The sequence below is a fragment of the Pedobacter sp. UYEF25 genome, assembly GCF_054061655.1.
This window is the reverse complement of the sequence record NZ_JBSSEL010000003.1, coordinates 224,916-244,171: the sequence shown is the minus strand read 5'-3', so window position 1 is coordinate 244,171 and position 19,256 is coordinate 224,916. Positions and strand designations below refer to the sequence as shown.

Below are 19,256 nucleotides of genomic sequence, written 5' to 3'. Positions count from 1 at the left end.
TTTATTTCCAAAATTAGTAAACATATCCAGTTTATAAAACCGAAATTCTTTTAACTTGGCTTTCTGAACGTGCGGTAACCCTTAAAAAATAAATCCCAGGATTCATTCTAGTTGGAATAGAGAAAGTCTTTGTTTGTTCTCCCGCAGCTAGTTTATCATTGCTAAGTGTCACAACTTCATTCCCCAATAAGTCCATTATTTTAATGGTAACGGGCGTGTTGTCTTTAGCTATGGCCAAAACAACATTTAGCTGATCACTTACAGGATTCGGAAAGATTTTTACGATCGTAAGTAATTTGTCAGAGCCCGTATTTTGACCACCAGACTTTGGCGCGACGGCATATGCATTAAAAAATGTAGATCCGATAGCATTATTAAAAAATGGCCGATATGGTGTTATATTGGCTTTAATTTCTGGAACTCTACTTGCACGTCTTGTTCTCGTGGTCCAACTGATTCTGACACTATCTGCCTGCTGAGACCAAGAATCTAAGCCACAAAACAACACACTGCAAAAAATGCATGTTATAATGGTGTGTAGCGTCACTTTGGAGTAGAGTTTCATCAAATTTCGATAACAAATATATCAAATAAAAAATAAAGAAACCACAGATTAATAGACTTGGTTTTTATTTTTAACACAATTTAACAGTCGCTTCCACAACGTCTTCTAAATATCCTAATTAATTAGCCATTAAATAGTTTTAGTTTTTTACTTTTGCAGGCAAATTATATGGAGTTATCAAATCATAAACATGGCAATGCGCTAAGCGCAGGTGGTGTGCTGATAAGTTTGGGTATCGTGTTTGGCGATATTGGCACGTCGCCATTGTATACTTTAAATGCAATTTTTACCACCATTCTTGGTGGCAAACAAAATATCAATCAATTAAATGTACTCGGCGTTCTATCCTGTATTATCTGGACACTCACATTACAAACCACTATAAAATATGTTATTATAACGCTTAGAGCTGATAATAAAGGCGAAGGAGGAATTTTTTCGTTATTTTCTCTTGTTCGGAAAAAAGCACGATGGCTTGTTTTGCCTGCAATTATAGGGGGTTGTGCACTGCTGGCAGATGGCGTTATTACGCCGAGTATTACGGTTACATCTGCAATAGAAGGACTGACAAATAAGTTCGATGTTCCCGTCATACCAATCGTTCTTGTCATTTTAACGATTTTATTTATCATTCAACAATTCGGCACCAACCTAGTTGGTAAGCTCTTCGGACCCATCATGTTTGTGTGGTTTGCTGTGCTAGGGGTTTTAGGCGTTGGTTATATTTTAAAGGATTATACGATACTTAAAGCGTTGAACCCATACTACGCTGTACACCTTTTATTCACAAATAATCTAGCCTTTTTGATTTTAGGAGGGGTTTTTCTATGTACAACCGGAGCAGAAGCACTTTATTCGGATTTAGGGCATTGCGGTAAACATAACATTAGAATTAGCTGGATCTTCGTTAAGTTAACGCTGATCTTGAATTATTTGGGACAGGGTGTTTGGATATTACAACATGCGGACATTTATACACCTGGGGCTAAAATGAATCCAATTTTCGAAATTGTTCCCGATCAATTTCAAATTCCGATGGTCGTGTTGGCTACCATGGCCGCGGTTATAGCAAGTCAAGCACTCATTAGTGGTTCATTTACATTAATAGCAGAAGCTGTTAGATTAAATCTTTGGCCGAAAATAAGAATCAACTATCCTACTGCATCAAAAGGTCAACTTTATGTGCCTTCTATTAACTGGTTATTGTGGCTTGGCTGCTGTAGCATTGTGGTGCTTTTTCAAAAAGCAGAAAGAATGGATGCCGCTTATGGGCTTTCAATTACCATTGCAATGCTTATGACCACAATTCTGGTAAGTTTTTATTTGCGGAGCAAGCGTTTCCCAAAATATCTGGTATTTTCATTTTTCTTTATCTACGTCGTTATTGAAGGTACTTTTTTAATTAGCAATCTAACAAAGTTTTTGCACGGCGGCTGGGTGACTGTTTTATTGGGGTCGTTTCTATTTACCATTATGTGGAGCTGGTTTTCTGCAAGAAAAATCAAGAATCGTTTCGTAAAATATGTCGAGATAGAAGACTATTTTGAGATCATTAGCGAGTTAAGTAACGACATCTCGGTTCCTAAATTTTCTTCGCAATTGGTTTATTTAACCAGCGCAAATTTTAAAACAGAAATCGAGTCTAAAATAATTTATTCCATCATTCAAAAAGAACCAAAAAGAGCAGATGTTTACTGGCTGGTACACGTGGACGTGGTTGATGAGCCATACACAATGGACTATAAAGTTGAATTTCTTATTCCGGGAAAGCTTATACGAATTGACTTTAAACTTGGTTTCAGGGTAGAGCAACGGGTAAATCTATTGTATAGAAAAGTGATTGAAGACTTGGTTAAAAATGGCGAAGTAGATATTACGAGCCAATATACTTCACTAAATAAGCATAAAATTACTGGCGATTTCCGATTTGTAATTTTGGAAAAACACTTATCTAAATTTACGAATTTAAGCCTTTACGAACGTACAATAATGGACTACTATTTCATCCTAAAAAAGCTCAGCTTGTCTGAAGAGCGAAGTTTTGGCTTAGATAGCAGTTATGTTGATGTAGAAAAAGTGCCACTCATTTTTGTAAGCCCTGATGATATCGAATTAAATCGATTGCCGGTATAAAAAAACCCCGATCCTCTATAAGGACCGGGGTTTTTTAAGTAGATAACTTAGTCGAACAACTAATCTTTTCTTCTATGGTTAAATTTCCGACTGCTACTGGCGTTTCTCGGCTTACCGCTCATATTTCCATCGCCTTGATTGCGGTTAGAATCACCACCTCTGCCCCTACCTTGTGGTTTGCGTTTCACCTCCGATTTTGCCAACAAGTTCTCCCATTTTAAAGGATATGGATGATCTTCCACGATCGGCAACGTAATTTTTATAAGCTTCTGAATGTCTAATAAATAATCGTTTTCTTCAGCATCGCAAAAGGAAATTGCCGTTCCATTGGCTCCGGCCCGGCCTGTTCTGCCAATCCTATGCACGTAAGATTCCGGAATATTGGGTAATTCATAATTGACAACGTGCGAAAGTTGATCTATGTCGATTCCGCGCGCAGCAATATCCGTTGCCACCAACACTCGGATTTCTTTATCCTTGAATTGTGTTAAGGCACGTTGCCTCGCATTCTGAGATTTATTGCCATGTATCGCGGCAGCCTTGACCCCCGCATGGCCTAAATCCTTTGCAATCCTATCCGCACCATGCTTAGTCCGTGTAAATACAAGAGCAGTTTCTATGTTCTGATCTTCTAAAAGGTGGATCAGTAATTTCTTCTTATCAGGCTTATCTACAAAATAAATCGACTGATTTATGGTTTCAGCAGTGGTAGATTCTGGTGTAACTTCCACTTTAGCCGGACTATCCAGAATTGTATTTGCCAACTTCTGAATTTCGCTAGGCATAGTTGCAGAGAAGAAAAGCGTCTGTCTTTTTGATGGAAGTTTTGCAACCACCCGCTTTACATCATGTATAAAGCCCATATCTAGCATTCTATCTGCTTCGTCTAATACAAAGATTTCTATTGCATTCAAGTTGACAAAACCTTGATTCATCAAATCTAACAGGCGCCCCGGTGTAGCCACCAAAATATCAACACCCCTTTTTAAAGCATCTGTTTGAGCTTGCTGACCCACTCCACCAAAAATAACAAGATGCCGTAAATTAAGATTGTTGCCATAGGCCTTAAAACTTTCTTCAATTTGTATAGCCAATTCTCTAGTAGGCGTTAGTATTAGTGCTTTAATATTTTTTGTTTTACTATTCAGATGCTTTTCGTGCAACAATTGTAGCATTGGGATCGCAAAAGCGGCAGTTTTACCAGTGCCGGTTTGCGCACAGCCTAAAAGATCTCGCCCTTTTAAAATTATCGGAATAGACTGCTCCTGAATGGGCGTTGGCTGGGTATATCCCTGAGTTTCTAGCGCCGTTAAAATGGGCGCAATTAGATTTAATTCTTTAAATAACATGTTTTATTAAATTTTGTTGAAGAAGCTAGAACGATCAATTATTGAAGGACTAACTTGCGGAGAGAATGTTGTAGGTAGATACCTAACAAAGCCCTTGATTCCTGCTTCATCGGCGAAGATACGCAAATTTGTGGGCTTTTCTACTATCGTAACCCAAGCGCGTAGCTTGCTAAATATAGAAAGAACTGACAAGTTTACGAAATTACCCTCAGCATACTGATTGATCAAACACCCCAGGCAGTAATCAGGAGTTTTCTACTGCCACCATGGTTTCTATGTTCGCAAAGATATATCCCCTGCCAGATACCTAAATTTAATTTTCCGTTGCTAATAGGTATTAGTACTGAAGCGCCTAAAATTGCAGCTTTTAAGTGCGCAGGCATATCGTCAGATCCTTCGTAATCGTGCCGGTAATCCACGTCGTTCTCAGGAACCGCTTTACTGAAAAACATTTCAAAATCGTCTCTCACCGTCGGGTCGGCGTTTTCATTAATGCATAATGAAGCTGAAGTGTGTTGTATGAAAACCTGACACATTCCCATTTTTAAATGGTTTATTTCTTGAAAAAATGAAACGACTTGATCAGTTATCAGATGAAAGCCACGACTTCGAGCGCTCAAATTGAGTTGTTTTTGAAATAATTCCATATAAGAATTAAGGTAAGATGCCGATATAAATTTGATCGTTTATAATACTACTTTTTATTTAAAAAAGATAAAAGTACCGCTATAAATATCCTCAAGTAAGGCAAATAATTTTTAGTATTAAATTAGATTTATACAGTAGATAGGGAGAGCCATCTCTGAATTAGTTTTGTCAAAACAAACTAACATCACGTAAGCCAGCGGTCAGAATTAAGGTCGTTACTCTAAAATAAAATTTTTTCTGCTCTCCAAAACTCATAATAGACAAAGTTTTAGAAATAATTTAACTAATCAAATTTTGATCATAATCTTCTTCCTTTAAGTGGCTTTTATTAAATTGTTCAAACGAATGTAGACTCACCTGTTATCTATCTATGTTCTCGTTGCCAAACTTGACAATAAATTATTGGTTTCTTGATGCAGGAAGTTTAACATTAAGGGGCCAACGAAAATTGCGGTTAGCGCCTTGAATAGAATCATGAAGTATTAATTCTATGTATGTCAAGTTGTTTTAGTACTTAAAAAAATTATCACATAGTTTCTTCAGAATTTATTTGCTTTACACAAACTATTTGGTATTTTTGCTCTCCCAAAATAACCTAAAATGTGCTATTTGATCAGGTTACTGTGATTATTTGAAATGGCATAAAACTTAATAAGGGGGATTAGCTCATTTGGCTAGAGCGCTTCGCTGGCAGTGAAGAGGTGATCGGTTCGAATCCGATATTCTCCACGTTTTAAATAATTAATAATTTAGCTAGTTAAAATACATTAATCAGTTAATTGACTAATTAATGCCATAGTTATCTGTAGATATGCGCGCTACGCGTCGAAACCCTGTAACTTTTTTTCTATGGCCTCATTTAAATAGGGTACGAAGGATATATTTTGATACTCAGTAACACCGTTTCCCAAGCAATCTTTATATTTTAATTGGCAGTTGTAAGCCTTTCTAATCGAAAATTAACATTTTCGACAATACTTCCTTCAGCTTCTTTTTTGATAAGAATAGGAGATGTTAAGACAGAAGAAATCATACCTAATTTCTTAAGCTGTGCTTCATCTATGCCAACCATATATCTTCCTGGCAACAATCCTACATAGGTGTATGAGCCATCTATCTCCGATAAGGTCTGAGCAACAACAATTCCTTTCGTAGTATAGAAATTAATGATTATCCGACCTATAGCTTTTTCTTGATTATTTTCGATGACAGCCACCTGGCCAGAAACTTCGTTGGCCACAAAAATTAGGAATATCGATTTTCATCACCTGGTTTTGGGTAGCAGGGCCAGTCATTGCCACCTCTTAATTGCAGGAATCAATTAGAGGATCATATTTGATTGAACAACAATTACTGGTACTTGGTGCAACAAAGATATATAGCGGGGAGATTTATTCGAATTTTATGCTTCCTTTACATCGTAAACTAGCACCTTATCCCACAAATGACTGTAGTTCTCAATAAAGGTTAAGTGAATAGGGTGCGTTTGATAGGAGGCTTGACCTTCAAGATCGCTAAAAAACATCAGCTCAGAAACGCTCCAGCTATTTTCTATCACATCACGTTTTTCTGTGCTGGCAACAACGCCAACATGTATTTCGCATATGGTTGGTATAGTTGAGAGGGATTTTACTCCCTCCACCAATTGATCAAGATCTTTTTTTGAATTTGGATTCTTTAGCCAAAAAAATACATGATGTACTACTGGATATTTATTTTTCATAGGTGTTGTTAATGAAGTTTATACGAACGACCGAGTCTAAATCGCGGCTATAATTGCCACAAATTTCCTGCTTAAAATAGTATTAGAGGTTAAATCTATGAAAAAAGCGTGTGTTTTGCTGATCAAATTGTATATTTTGCTTACGTAATCATTTAATAGGTTGCAAAATTTGCATTTTGTAAAGATAATTAACATTCGATTTTATAAATTGGCTTTTTTAGATCTCCAAATATAACCTACGAACATCCAGTAAATTCAGGTCAATTTGTTGCAAAAAACTAGATTATTAGGTGATGACGGGTAGAAGTAATAATCAATAGGAGATTTACCTATTAAACCTTACCGTGGGGCAGCCTTTAAAACCACAGTTTTTTATCACGAAAAGTGAACCTGCTAGCGGCTGATTTTTTAACTCTTTTTCGGTAAGCCCAGTTTTTGCTGTTGTGATAAAAAGACTATCTAAATTTTCACCACCAAATGTGCACGAAGTTACTTTAGCAACAGGCAATTTTATTGAAAATACTTTCTTACCTGTATCAGGATTCCATCGAGTTAGCTGCCAGCCATCCCAATGTGCAATCCAAAGCATCCCCTCGCTATCAATTGTCATTCCATCTGGAAAACCGTCTTCTTTTGCGATTTTTATAACTGTACTCTTGTTGTTAATGCAGCCGGTATCTTTATCATATTCGTAGGCCAAAACTTCGTAAGTTGGTGTATCTATAAAATAAAATATTTTACTATTCAAACTCCAAACCATACCATTAGGAATTGTGGTATTGGTTATTTTTTGTGTGATAGATAATGTATCATCTAAACAATAAACACTACCTGCAGCCGGATTTTCTGAAAGAGACATAGTGCCGGCCCAAAATCTTCCAGATGGATCACATTTGCCATCGTTAAACCGGTTATTAGGTAGATGAGCTTCAGGATTGGCAATCATTTTTATCGCTCCATTTTTTCTGTCAATAAAAGCGAATCCAGTTTTTAAAGCGCCTAAAAAAACATTACCCTTACAGAGTGCCACGGCTCCAATTAATTGGTCAACTTTTAAAGTTTGAAGGTCGTTTTCTTCAACAAAAAACTGATGAATTTCTCCATTTAGGATGTCGACCCAGCAAATACATTTGTGCTCAGCATCCCACACTGGGCCTTCGCCCAACAAGCTAAGGTGATTGATGACTGTGGTGATATTGGGTTTTGTCATTAACTTAGGTATTCAATTTTTCCAAAATACAAACAATTGCTTCTTATTGGGCAAATAATAAGTCTGCTGCTTTTCTGTTCTGTCTGCTTTGCCGGTTATTAGGGCAGTCTTTTTCTGTTAACTCAATACAGTATTTTTAAAAAGGCGATGGGCTAATGGATGTCCAACCACCATCAATAATTAAACTTTGGCCGGTAATGTGTTTTGCTTTTTCTGATACTAGGAACAATGCCGCATCTGCTATATCAGAAACACAGGCGGGCCGGCCCATCGGCGTAAGCGTACTCCAAGTGGCCATATATTGCGGGTCATCGGTTGTTCTTTCTGTAAGTGTAGCACCGGGCGCAATGGTGTTTACATTTATTTTGTATTGAGAAAGTTCTATGACCAAATTTTTAGCAAGCATTTCTAATGCAGCTTTACTCATGCCATAAGCTGCCAAATTTTTATGTGCTTGATGCCCAGTTACTGAGGATGTAAATAAAATAGAACCGCCTTCTTTTTGCTGCTTCATTTGATTGGCGGCCGCCTGCGCCAGAAAGAACGTACCGCTTAAATTTACTTCCATTACTTTTTTAAAAGCTTCAGGCGTATAAGTAAAAAAGTCTCCAAATAAGGTGATGCCGGCATTGGCAATTATAATATCTAACTGACCAAACTGCGTTACTGCAGTAGAAACCATTTTTTGTATAATTGATAAATCGCTGCTATCGCCGGCAATGTAAATACAGTCATTGCCACTTAAATCTTTTATTTTTTTTACCGCTGTTGCTGCTAATAGCTCATCCACATCATTTAAAATAACATGCACTCCTTCTTTAGCAAGACTTAGGCATATTTCAAAACCGATACCTTGCCCTGCACCCGTTATAATTGCTGATTTTCCTTTGAACGACATTTGAATTTATAAAGTGTTTTTACCTAATTTATTAATGTGAATCTCTTGATACCTCACTGCCCGAACTCCCTACCAAATAATCCATATCGGCTCCCAGATGGGCCTGTTGCACATGATTTATGTAAAGGTTTACATATCCTCGGCTTACAATTGGCGGGAGTGGTTTAAATTGTTTCCGCCTTCGCGACAGTTCTTCCACACTTAGAGCTACGTTTAACGTGCGATTAGGCACATCAAGTGTAATGACATCTCCTGTTTCAATTACTGCAAAGTTGCCGCCAGTAGCGGCTTCTGGCGATACATGCAATACCACGGTTCCGAAACCGGTGCCGCTCATCCTACCATCAGAAATGCGCACCATATCTGTTACTCCTTTTTCCAAAAGCTTTTTTGGAATCCCCATGTTACCCACTTCGGGCATACCGGGATACCCTTTTGGGCCAACATTTTTTAAAACCAAAATACTGTTTTCGTCTACCTCTAACTGATCATCATCAATTAATAACTTATATTCTTCTATATTTTCAAACACAATGGCCTTGCCGGTATGCTGCATTAAATGCGCACTTGCCGCCGATGGTTTTATCACGGCACCTGCCTCGCATAAATTGCCTTTTAAAATAGCCAAACCAGTTTCGTTGTTAATCGGATTATCTACTGTGGCTATTACGTCTGTATTAAAACATTTGCTGTTGATGTAATTTTCCTTTATTGTTTTTCCGTTTGCTGTGATGCAATTATTATGAAGAAGCCCACATAGCTCTTTTAACACAGCAGGTAAGCCACCTGCATAAAACAAATCCTCCATAAAATATTTACCAGATGGCTGCAGGTTTACAATAAGTGGAATATTTTTAGAAAGCATGTCAAAATCTTCTAAAGAAAGAGGAACACCTATTCTGCCTGCAATGGCTAGTAAATGGATAACGAAATTTGTAGAACCACCGATTGCTGCATTTACTTTAATGGCATTCTCAAAAGCATTTCGAGTTAGGATGTCTGATAGTTTTAAGTCTTCTTTTACCATTTCCACAATGCGCAGCCCCGAAAGTTGTGCTAGTGTTTTGCGCCTACTATCGGCAGCGGGTATGGCAGCATTGCCTGGCAAAGAAAGTCCCAAAGATTCTACCATACAAGCCATAGAAGAAGCTGTGCCCATTACCCCACAATGCCCACTGCTGCGGCACATGGCGCTTTCTATGGTCAGTAATTCTTCTTCAGTTATTTTATTGCTTCGCAAGTCGTCGTGGTAGTGCCATAAATCGCTAGTGCCAATACTTTTCCCATTGTGCCTGCCCGTTAGCATGGGTCCTCCTGATACTACAATGGTAGGGATGTTTACACTGCTTGCGCCCATTACCAATGACGGCGTGGTTTTATCGCAACCGCATAAAAGCACCACACCATCCACAGGATTTGCTCTTATAGATTCTTCTACATCCATGCTTGCTAAATTGCGATAAAGCATGGCGGTAGGTTTCATCAGCGTTTCGCCCAGCGACATTACCGGAAACTCTACCGGAAAACCGCCAGCTTCAAAAACACCTCTTTTTACCGATTCTGCTAACTCTCTAAAATGCCCGTTACATGGGGTTAATTCACTCCAGGTATTGCAAATGCCTATAATCGGTTTATTATTGAATTCATAATCGGGGATGCCTTGGTTTTTCATCCAGGCTCGATAAATAAAACCATCTTTTCCTTTTCGTCCAAACCAATTGCTACTTCTAAGCTTTTTTTCTTCCACGTTTATTTCTGTTTTTAAAAGGATAATATGTGCTAACAAAAAAGGTTGCTCTTACTGTGAACAACCCCATCTCAATATTTTTTTTGGAAGATCCCAATTCGACCGACTGTGGGGATTTCAGTATTAATCAACAGTTTTATTGATAATAGGCAACTTGTTACAAGAATGCTTTTGAGTGCCACGAATTAGCCATAAATCTTTCTGCTAAAGCTATTTTTTCGAAAAGGATTCTGGACAGCACCTTTTAAGTTAAAGAACTAAATAATTGAATATTGTAAAGCCAAGTTAACAAAAATGTTGATTTTAATTACTTTCACCTTATCGGTAAAACGCCAACCACAGCATAATTACGAGCGTTGCGAAATAAGCCAGGCTAAATTAAACTGTTTTCCAGCTAGTTGCTTTTTAATCATAACCGTCTTTATTTAATATTCAGGCAACGTTTTCTTAAGATCATTTCCGTTTTAATTTTGGGTTTTATAAATTTGGACACAACCATTCTGGGCGATTGGCTTTAAAAGTTAAATCGATTTTAGAGAAAATTCAAACTCTGTTTGGACCAGCCGCTAGCTTTTTATCCTATTTTACATGATGCAAAATTTTACAACGGTTAACTTCAAGTGATAATCAAATCTGAAAGTTGACATCAACCACGAATTAAATCCTGGTTTTAGTGGTGATCAAGTTCGAGTAGCAAACTTTTTAAGTTCATTGTCTTCGTATAGATCTCCAAACTTCCGTCAGGTTTCTGCGGCCAAAGCTCACGCGGTCTGTCCCAATAAAGTTCCACCCCATTACCGTCTGGATCGTCTAAATAAAGTGCTTCAGAAACACCATGGTCACTTGCGCCGGTAAGTGGATAATTTTCCCTTGTAAGTCGGTCAAAAATAAAAGCAAGATCTTTTCTTTCTGGATAGACTATTGCAGTGTGGTATAAGCCGACACTGTTTCTCGGCGCTGGCTGAAGTCCTTCGCTATGCCAGGTATTTAGTCCAATATGATGGTGATAGCCGCCTGCCGAAACAAATGCAGCCTCATTGCCAAACTTTGAAATAAGTTCAAACCCTAGTAAATCTCTATAAAAGGCAAGAGAACGGTTTAAATTAGCCACCTTTAAATGAATGTGTCCGATTCTTGTTTCCGGCGGAATTGTGTATTTTTCTTGCATTGCTAACAAATTTAGGTTTCCTGAAGTTAATTTATTTCTGTAGTAGATTTGGATCTTCCATTTTTATTTCTAACCTCATCATCAAATCCGTCTGCTTATCATCGCCGAGCATAAAAGCGTGTTTTTTAAATTCTGCAAAACCATTTTTCTGATAAAAATGAATTGCCCTTTCGTTCTTTTCCCAAACCCCCAGCCATAAATAATGGAGTTTTAAATCCTGTGCAACAGACCGTGCTTTTTCATACAAAAGTTGGCCAATAGATTTCCCAAGGTATTTTTTCAATACGTAAATTCGCTCGATTTCCATTCCATCTACTTCTTGTAGTTCGCTTTGTGCTTCGCCACAATTCAACTTCAAATACCCAATAACGGATTCTTTCTCTTTCGCAAAATAAAACTGCGAATTTTCATTGTTAAACTCCTTGGTAATCTGAACCATAGAAAAGTCTGTATCAAAAGCCTTCTGCATATTTTCTTTTGAATTAAATTCAGAAAAAGTCTCGCTAAAAGTGATCCAGGAAAACTGCTGTAACTGCGTGATCTCGTGCGGCAAAACTTTTTCTAATTTAATATTTTCCATAAAAAAATAATTGTCAGATTATCTGAATTTACAACAACATTCCACCACTTGCCTCTATTCTTTGACCGTTAATCCATTTTGCATCTTCGGTACATAAAAATGCTACGATCGGGCCTATATCAGTTGGCAGACCAGCGCGCCCGAGAGGCGTTCCCGCGGCTATCGCTGCATTTGCATCTTTATTATCTCTGGTTTGCCCACCGCCAAAATCTGTTTCTATAGCTCCGGGTGCCACTACATTTACGGTTATCTTTCTAACGCCCAACTCCTTCGCCATGTAGCGAGTCATTACTTCTATTGCGCCTTTCAAAGCACCATAAACAGATAGTCCAGGATAGGAAAAACGTGCAAGACCTGATGAGATATTGATGATACTTCCGCCATCGTTCATTAAAGTTAATGCTTTTTGGGTCAGAAAAAAGACGCCCTTAAAATGGATATTTACGGTGTCGTCAAATTGCTCTTCGGTAGTATCTGTAATCGAAGAATATAGCGCTGTACCCGCGTTATTCACAAGAAAATCGAACTTTTCGATTCCAAATTCTTCTTTCAATTTTCCCATCAGGGTTTCAAAAAATCCGGCGAAAGATTTCACGTCACTCGTGTCTAATCGCAAAGCAATAGCTTTTTGTCCGAGACTTTTTATTTCTGTAACAACCTCCTCTGCTTTGTCTTTATTGCTGTGGTAAGTCAACACCACATCTATTCCTTTTTTGGCGATGTTTATCGCCATATCTCTTCCTAATCCGCGGCTACCCCCGGTCACTATTGCTATTTTACTCATGTTTTTTTTTTAATTATTTTGCAACTTTAAGTTTTGTAATTACGGGCATTGATGCGATTTTGTTTTAGCCAAAAGCCTGCAAATTCACAAGAAAAAAATGTACCTCGGCCGCTTGGGTATTTTGTTAATTTTTTCGATTATGCATTTACCATTTCGGCAACTTGAATGTTTGCACTTAGTTTAATGTCCTCCCCTAATCCTAAGCCGCCGGCATCTGTAAGTTTATTCCAGGTCATTCCAAATTCTTTGCGGTTCACGACACCAGTTATTTCAAAACCATGCTTCAAAACGCCATGTCCATTATCTTCCGACCCACCGTATGCGACATCTAATGATACGGGTTTCGTTACACCTTTCATTGTTAAGTTGCCCTGCATTTTGTAATTGTCACCGCCCATGGTCTCAAAAGAGGTGCTTTCAAAATTGATGGACGGATATTTATCTGCTTCAAAAAAGTCATCACCCTGCAAATGCTGGTCTCGTTGAGTTTGATTGGTGTCTACACTTTTTACCCCTATATTTAGAGACACCTTCGCATCATTAAAGTCTTTTCCCTGAGAAATTATTTGACCCTCAAATTTTCTGAAAGAACCTGTTACTGTAGAAATAACCAAATGCTTAATTTTAAAGAGTACTTTTGAGTGCATTGGGTCTATTGCCCAGGTTTTTGAATTTATCATGTTTGATTTATTTATTTAGCACAAAAGTAGTATTTTTGCTTTCCAAAATATAGTTATTACCTTTAGGTAAGTAGTTACCCTAAAGTAACTAGATGAATATTAAGATAATCATGAGCCAAAAACAAGACATGTGCCAGCATAAATTATTGATTTTGCGAGATACCATGGAGGTAATTCAAGGAAAGTGGCGCTTACCAATCATTATATCTTTAAATCACGGCAACAAGCGCTTCGGCGAAATACAGAGAGACATAAGCGACATTTCTCCAAAAATGCTCTCGCAGGAATTAAAAGCGTTGGAAACGAATAAAATCATCACTCGTACTTTATACGATAGCATGCCGGTAACGGTGGAATATTCGCTAACTCCATTAGGTAGAACGATGAACAAACTGCTTGACGAAATTTTGAATTGGGGCACGCATTTCCGAAAGACTGTCGTAGGAAAATAGTACCATAAAATGCACGCCCATTGAGTATTCATTAACCTTTGCAAATTCCTTTGGGTTCGTTTTAGCTATGTGTTGAAAACAGAATTCTTATCATTAAAACGGGGAAAGCAAACAGGAACAATCAAAATTGGATAAATGAAATAAGCAAAGATCAGTAATATGGCCAATAAAATAAATGCTTCCTCAGCATGCGTCATTAAGCCGACGCTGATCACTTGAAAGATTTCTGAAGAAATTCATTTAAACTTCATTCTTGAAAATTATGTTTACAGATAATTTTTTTTCAATAAACCTCTAACAATAAAAAGACATGTTATAGCATTTCGCTGGCACTGATTATTTAGTCTGGTAGTGTTTTCTAACTTTCTAGAAAGTTGTCGGAACAACAAACATGTTGGTTCAATCGACCAATTTCACCGCATAATTCAATCTCGTACTAATACATTGTCTAGATCGTTTGACCGCGCTAAGCACATTATAAAAAGTACGGAGGTTAGATGAGTAACTAAATCTATTATCAAAAGCAAAGACAAACTATCGAAGAAAATTGATCAAACTGTAAATATGAAAAAAACCAAGGATACTTTGGAACCAAAAACCTGGCATGAGACCCACCGACATTCCTCTACATTTGGGCAGAAAATAGCCGATTCCGTTGCGCAGGGAATGGGTTCTTGGAGATTTATCATCATTCAAACTATTTTTGTAGTGGTATGGATGGTTTTAAATGTAGTCGCCTTTGTACATCATTGGGATGTGTACCCTTACATATTGTTGAATTTGCTGTTTTCTACACAAGCAGCATATGCAGCACCGATCATTATGATGGCACAAAATCGACAGAGCCAGCGTGACCGAGCGCAAGCAGATAATGACTACAGAACTAATGTCGCGGCAAAAAAAGAAATCGAACATTTAGTAAAACGGCTAGATGCCATAGAAATAGAGAAACTGGACAGAATTATCTCCTTACTTGAAGGTGAAAATAAGCAGGCAAAAGATGTTAAATAAACTTTATCCAGTAAAAGGTATTTGCATTACTTATTCCACGAGACCAACTGTCGAATCTGAAACCAAAATTTGTTAAAGTGCGCAGTGTTAATAAGTGGAGAAAAAGAGGAACTAGTTTGCATCAACTCGTATTGTCTATTGGGATTTTCCTCAATACTGAAGGATAGGTGACAGATAAAGAGGCTATAAAATTACTTATTGATGGAGCGACTTCATTACAAAAGGGAGTATATATTTTAGTTACGCATACCAATAATAAGGATCGTATAACTAGTAACGGGAGGAATTCGATTAATAAGCGCGTGTAAAAATGCCCAAATAACTATTAGTAGACCTTTTTAAGTTCAGATTAATAATAAACTTCATGACTTACCTTGGACAGCGAAACAAGTAGAGACCGTACAAATGAGTTTTTTCTATATTTACCTTATAATCCTTAGTATGTGGTGTAACAGGCATGTTTTAAGAATTTGTTATATTTATAGATGGTTGGATAAGGGTAAGATTGCAAGATTAGTCTTAATAAGAAATAAATGAACGGAGAACATCACTATGGTTCCCGAAGCGGATGGCTGAGGGCGGCAGTATTGGGTGCAAATGATGGCATACTTTCTACAGCAAGTATAATTATTGGCGTATCGGCAGGAAGTGCGTCAAAGGAAAACATATTTTTAGCTGGAGTTGCCGGTTTAGTGGCCGGCGCATTCTCGATGGCTGCTGGAGAATATGTTTCGGTAAGTTCTCAAAGCGATATTGAAACCGCTGATATTGAACGGGAACGAAAAGAGCTCTCGGACACTCCAGATGCAGAATTGAAGGAACTTGCAAACCTATATGAAAACAGGGGCTTAGAAAAGGAATTGTCGGTAGAGGTTGCCAAGCAGCTGATGGCACACGGTGCTTTGGAAGCGCACGCGAGAGACGAACTCGGAATTAACGAGATTACTCAAGCCAAACCTTTCAAGGCTTCTTTATCCTCTTTTGCTGCATTTGCGTTTGGAGGCATAATGCCCGTATTAGTTACCCTATTGGCACCCTTAAAAGACATGGAGTATGCGCAATATTTAACTGCCATTATTTTTTTAATGATTTTGGGCATCGTATCAGCTAGGGCCGGTGGATCTAATGTTAAGATAGCAGTTGTTAGAATTGCTTTTTGGGGGACCTTCGCTATGGGGATGACTGCGCTGATTGGGTATTGGTTTGGCACAATTATTTCATGATCATTACTACGAGCGCGTAGGTTAACTCTCTTAACACATTTTAAAATTTATCGCTATCAATTCTAAATAAAACTCGCTAAAGACTTTAATAATGCTCCAAAAGCACTTTTTATACATTTTATTTGGACTGAGAAGTTTAGGCAACTATGTAAAAAATATTTTCATAACTCAATACATAAAAAATAATCCCATTCCGATTTAAATATCGTAAACATTAAACTTAGACTTTTAATCCAAATGCAATGATCGTTTTGTGGAAACTGAGAAAATATCACCATAATTAGTTGGTGTTATTTCTTTTAGACATTGGTATTCTTGTCATTGTCTCTTGCAAATAGAAACAAAATCATTGCGCCCAATATCGTTGCAATTGTCATTATAAGTGGCATTGGGAGCACAGAACTACTTGGAAACGAGCTCACCACCACAGATGCCAACGCTCCCAAACCCATTTGGCCGGCGCCCATTAACGCAGATGCACTGCCTGCATTCTTCTCAAAAGGAGCAAGCGCAAGTGCAGCCGCATTTGGATTAATAAAACCCAATCCTATTAAATACAAGCTCAAGAAAACTAGTGTGTTGATTAGATTGAGCCATCCTTCAAAGGCAAATAGGAGAAAGACAATACTCGCCAAAACCTGTAACACAATTGCATAGCCGATAATTTTCTTGCTCTCATACCATCTTAATAATAGGCTATTTAACTGACTAGAGCCAATAAACATAACGGATAACCCTGCAAATATCCAACCATAGCCAGTCTCAGAAACCCCATATAACTCTATAAATACGATTGGCGATGAGGCAACGTAAACGAATAATCCTGAAAACACTAAAGCGCCTAAACCGGCATAAATCGCAAACTGCCTTTCTTTAATAACTGCTATGAAATTTTTGACGATTGGAATGGGCTTTAAAGAATAATTGGGATCTGGCACAAAGACATCTGGAATAAAAAAATAAGACAACGCCAATGTTACAAGCGCCATAAAACTTAAGAAAATAAAAACAGATTGCCAACCGAAAGCACCTATTAAATACCCGCCGGCAGTAGGTGCAAGCATTGGTGAAAGTGCTATAACCAACATTAAGGAAGCAAAAACCTTGGGCCGCTGATCAGCCTCGAACAAATCTCTTACCAACGCAATCGCTGCAACTGCGGCTGCACAACTTCCAACCGCCTGAATAAACCTAAATAGGATAAGCTGATTGATATTAACTGCCATAAAACAAGCAGCAGAAGCCATAAGGTAAAGTGCGATCCCGAAATACAGTGGCTTTTTACGGCCAAACTTATCAAGTAATGGACCATATAATAGTTGTCCGGCAGAGATTCCGATAAAATAGCCTGATAGCGTTAAAGCAACCTCATTTACGGTGGTATTTAATCCAACAGCAATCACCTTAAAACCTGGCAAATACATATCGATAGAAAACGGACCTAAAGCCGCTAGCATGCCCAATACAAAGATAAGGAAGGTGTTTGATTTGTGTTTCATAAGCAATTTGACGCGCAAAGATGACTATCTTTTCCATATAATCCTTGATAATTAGCTTCAAATTGACAAACTGAAGGTCAATCTGGATCGCCTGCGCGAAATTAGGAAGTCTGTCCATAATTAGTTTTTGGTTGTGCATAACATAAACACGTCGACTGAAACTATAAACTTCTTAAATTTTCGGCCATGGCGCAGGAGATCTTTTTTTGCCTTATTATGCTATCTTCAAATTTTCTGTTGTGAAACCATTTCAATTATTGTAACTTATCCAGATTTAAAAATCCAATTTTATTAGCTATAAAGCCCTAAATCATTGAAATACCCTGCAGTTTTAACACTTCTATTTCTGTCGTTTTTTACGACTTTATTTGCTCAACATAGCCAAAAACCAAATGTAATTGCTTACGATAAAAGCTCGAACACCGTTATTGACAGTTTTCCAGTTGAAAAAATTACCCACCTAATATATAGTTTCGTTCATTTAAAAGGTGACAGTATGCAGATTGGAACTGCAAAAGATTCCTTAATCATCAAACAAATGATAGCCGTAAAGAAACGAAATCCCGATTTAAAAGTGATGTTAGCATTAGGAGGTTGGGGCGGTTGTGCAACTTGTTCTGATGTTTTTTCTAGTAAGCAAGGAAGGAAAACATTTGTGAATACAGCAAAAGAACTACTAAAAAGCTTTGAGGCCGACGGCATCGATTTAGATTGGGAATATCCAGCTGTTGAAGGTTTCCCAGGCCACACCTATAAACCCTCTGATAAACAAAATTTTACTTTATTGATAAAAGAGCTGCGCAAAAAATTGGGTAAAAATGCCGAAATAAGTTTTGCAGTAGGCGCGTCAGAGAACTGTTTGGATTCCTGCTTCGAATGGGAAAAAGTAATGCCTTTGGTTAACAGGGTAAATCTTATGACGTACGACTTGGTGAGTGGCTATGCGACGGTTAGCGGACATCATACCGCGCTATATTCAACTCCTCAACAACAGCTTTCTGGAGATTTTGCGGTAAAATATCTTCTAAAAAAAGGAGTGCCGTCCAATAAAATTGCATTAGGTGCAGCTTTTTACGCAAAACTTTTTACCAACTCAACCGATGCAAATCAGGGATTAAATCAACCCACAAAGTATGTTGGGGGAACTTCATATAAAAACTTCGAGGAGGAATTTTCAGTAGAAAAGGGATACATTTATTACTGGGATGACACGGCGAAGGCACCGTATTATTACAACGCAACTACCAAAACCTTGGCTACTTGTGATGATCCGAGATCGATTGCCTTGAAAACGAATTATGTAATCGATCACAATCTAAATGGACTTATGTTCTGGGAACTTAATGATGATCGCTATCTGAACGGATTGTTGGATGTAATAGACAATACCATTAAAAAGCATTCTGAAAATGAAAAATAAGTTTTTTTTTAGCAAAGTTCAGCGAAAAATGCGACATAATTATTTATTTAAATCTATCGTAGATTAGATGCGCTCCTGGATCTACTCCTATTAGAATATGTCACAGATAGAATTCTAAAGCCATGTTAACAACGTCATAACCTTTAAGTAAACCAGCTGTTTAGAA

Annotated in this window: 18 protein-coding genes and 1 tRNA gene; 6 read left to right on the top strand and 13 right to left on the bottom strand. The window is 37.8% G+C overall.

What is annotated here, in order from left to right:
• Positions 1–31: 31 nt before the first annotated feature.
• Positions 32–565: a T9SS type A sorting domain-containing protein gene (locus tag ACVWYG_RS05045; protein WP_457269063.1), complete on the bottom strand. Its 534-nt coding sequence runs from the start codon at positions 563–565 to the stop codon at positions 32–34.
• Between the two features lie 168 nt (positions 566–733).
• On the opposite strand from ACVWYG_RS05045, the gene ACVWYG_RS05040 reads away from it, so the two are divergent.
• Entirely contained in the window at positions 734–2,698 is a 1,965-nt protein-coding gene (locus tag ACVWYG_RS05040) for a KUP/HAK/KT family potassium transporter (RefSeq protein WP_457269062.1), read from the top strand.
• A 59-nt stretch (positions 2,699–2,757) separates the two neighbouring features.
• Here the strand turns inward: ACVWYG_RS05040 and ACVWYG_RS05035 are convergent, their stop codons facing one another.
• Positions 2,758–4,047: a DEAD/DEAH box helicase gene (locus tag ACVWYG_RS05035; RefSeq protein WP_457269061.1), complete on the bottom strand. Its 1,290-nt coding sequence runs from the start codon at positions 4,045–4,047 to the stop codon at positions 2,758–2,760.
• A 224-nt stretch (positions 4,048–4,271) separates the two neighbouring features.
• The gene (locus ACVWYG_RS05030) at positions 4,272–4,694 is read right to left on the bottom strand and encodes a secondary thiamine-phosphate synthase enzyme YjbQ (RefSeq protein WP_457269060.1); all 423 of its coding nucleotides are present in this window, start codon (positions 4,692–4,694) and stop codon (positions 4,272–4,274) included.
• Positions 4,695–5,350: 656 nt separating this feature from the next.
• Here ACVWYG_RS05030 and ACVWYG_RS05025 point away from each other — a divergent pair.
• Positions 5,351–5,424: transfer RNA gene (locus ACVWYG_RS05025), tRNA-Ala, on the top strand.
• A 196-nt stretch (positions 5,425–5,620) separates the two neighbouring features.
• Here ACVWYG_RS05025 and ACVWYG_RS05020 read toward each other — a convergent pair.
• From ACVWYG_RS05020 to ACVWYG_RS04980, 9 genes are all read right to left on the bottom strand, one after another.
• Positions 5,621–5,935, bottom strand: coding sequence for a hypothetical protein (locus ACVWYG_RS05020; protein WP_457269059.1), 315 nt, complete (start codon positions 5,933–5,935; stop codon positions 5,621–5,623).
• Positions 5,936–6,097: 162 nt separating this feature from the next.
• The gene (locus tag ACVWYG_RS05015; protein WP_457269058.1) at positions 6,098–6,418 is read right to left on the bottom strand and encodes a Dabb family protein; all 321 of its coding nucleotides are present in this window, start codon (positions 6,416–6,418) and stop codon (positions 6,098–6,100) included.
• A 325-nt stretch (positions 6,419–6,743) separates the two neighbouring features.
• The gene (locus ACVWYG_RS05010) at positions 6,744–7,628 is read right to left on the bottom strand and encodes an SMP-30/gluconolactonase/LRE family protein (RefSeq protein WP_457269057.1); all 885 of its coding nucleotides are present in this window, start codon (positions 7,626–7,628) and stop codon (positions 6,744–6,746) included.
• A 136-nt stretch (positions 7,629–7,764) separates the two neighbouring features.
• Positions 7,765–8,526, bottom strand: a complete 762-nt coding sequence (locus tag ACVWYG_RS05005; protein WP_457269056.1) for an SDR family NAD(P)-dependent oxidoreductase — start codon at positions 8,524–8,526, stop codon at positions 7,765–7,767.
• A gap of 31 nt (positions 8,527–8,557) precedes the next feature.
• Positions 8,558–10,273, bottom strand: a complete 1,716-nt coding sequence (locus ACVWYG_RS05000) for an IlvD/Edd family dehydratase (protein ID WP_457269055.1) — start codon at positions 10,271–10,273, stop codon at positions 8,558–8,560.
• Positions 10,274–10,943: 670 nt separating this feature from the next.
• Positions 10,944–11,441 carry a VOC family protein gene (locus tag ACVWYG_RS04995; protein WP_457269054.1) on the bottom strand — a complete coding sequence of 166 codons (498 nt, stop codon included), beginning with the start codon at positions 11,439–11,441 and terminating at the stop codon, positions 10,944–10,946.
• Positions 11,442–11,472: 31 nt separating this feature from the next.
• A complete protein-coding gene (locus tag ACVWYG_RS04990; protein WP_457269053.1) occupies positions 11,473–12,021 on the bottom strand; it encodes a GNAT family N-acetyltransferase in 549 nt (182 codons plus the stop codon).
• Positions 12,022–12,049: 28 nt separating this feature from the next.
• A complete protein-coding gene (locus ACVWYG_RS04985) occupies positions 12,050–12,805 on the bottom strand; it encodes an SDR family oxidoreductase (RefSeq protein WP_457269052.1) in 756 nt (251 codons plus the stop codon).
• Between the two features lie 137 nt (positions 12,806–12,942).
• Positions 12,943–13,485 (bottom strand): YceI family protein, encoded by a 543-nt coding sequence (locus ACVWYG_RS04980; RefSeq protein ID WP_457269051.1) that lies wholly within the window; start codon positions 13,483–13,485, stop codon positions 12,943–12,945.
• Positions 13,486–13,577: 92 nt separating this feature from the next.
• Here ACVWYG_RS04980 and ACVWYG_RS04975 point away from each other — a divergent pair, with 92 nt between their 5' ends.
• From ACVWYG_RS04975 to ACVWYG_RS04965, 3 genes are all read left to right on the top strand, one after another.
• Positions 13,578–13,937: a winged helix-turn-helix transcriptional regulator gene (locus ACVWYG_RS04975; protein WP_457269050.1), complete on the top strand. Its 360-nt coding sequence runs from the start codon at positions 13,578–13,580 to the stop codon at positions 13,935–13,937.
• A gap of 564 nt (positions 13,938–14,501) precedes the next feature.
• Positions 14,502–14,948, top strand: a complete 447-nt coding sequence (locus ACVWYG_RS04970; RefSeq protein WP_457269049.1) for a DUF1003 domain-containing protein — start codon at positions 14,502–14,504, stop codon at positions 14,946–14,948.
• A gap of 533 nt (positions 14,949–15,481) precedes the next feature.
• Positions 15,482–16,171, top strand: coding sequence for a VIT1/CCC1 transporter family protein (locus ACVWYG_RS04965; protein WP_457269048.1), 690 nt, complete (start codon positions 15,482–15,484; stop codon positions 16,169–16,171).
• A 299-nt stretch (positions 16,172–16,470) separates the two neighbouring features.
• On the opposite strand, the gene ACVWYG_RS04960 is transcribed toward ACVWYG_RS04965, so the two are convergent.
• Positions 16,471–17,670, bottom strand: a complete 1,200-nt coding sequence (locus ACVWYG_RS04960) for a multidrug effflux MFS transporter (RefSeq protein ID WP_457269047.1) — start codon at positions 17,668–17,670, stop codon at positions 16,471–16,473.
• Between the two features lie 313 nt (positions 17,671–17,983).
• Here ACVWYG_RS04960 and ACVWYG_RS04955 point away from each other — a divergent pair, with 313 nt between their 5' ends.
• The gene (locus tag ACVWYG_RS04955; RefSeq protein WP_457269046.1) at positions 17,984–19,090 is read left to right on the top strand and encodes a glycoside hydrolase family 18 protein; all 1,107 of its coding nucleotides are present in this window, start codon (positions 17,984–17,986) and stop codon (positions 19,088–19,090) included.
• Positions 19,091–19,256 lie beyond the last annotated feature (166 nt).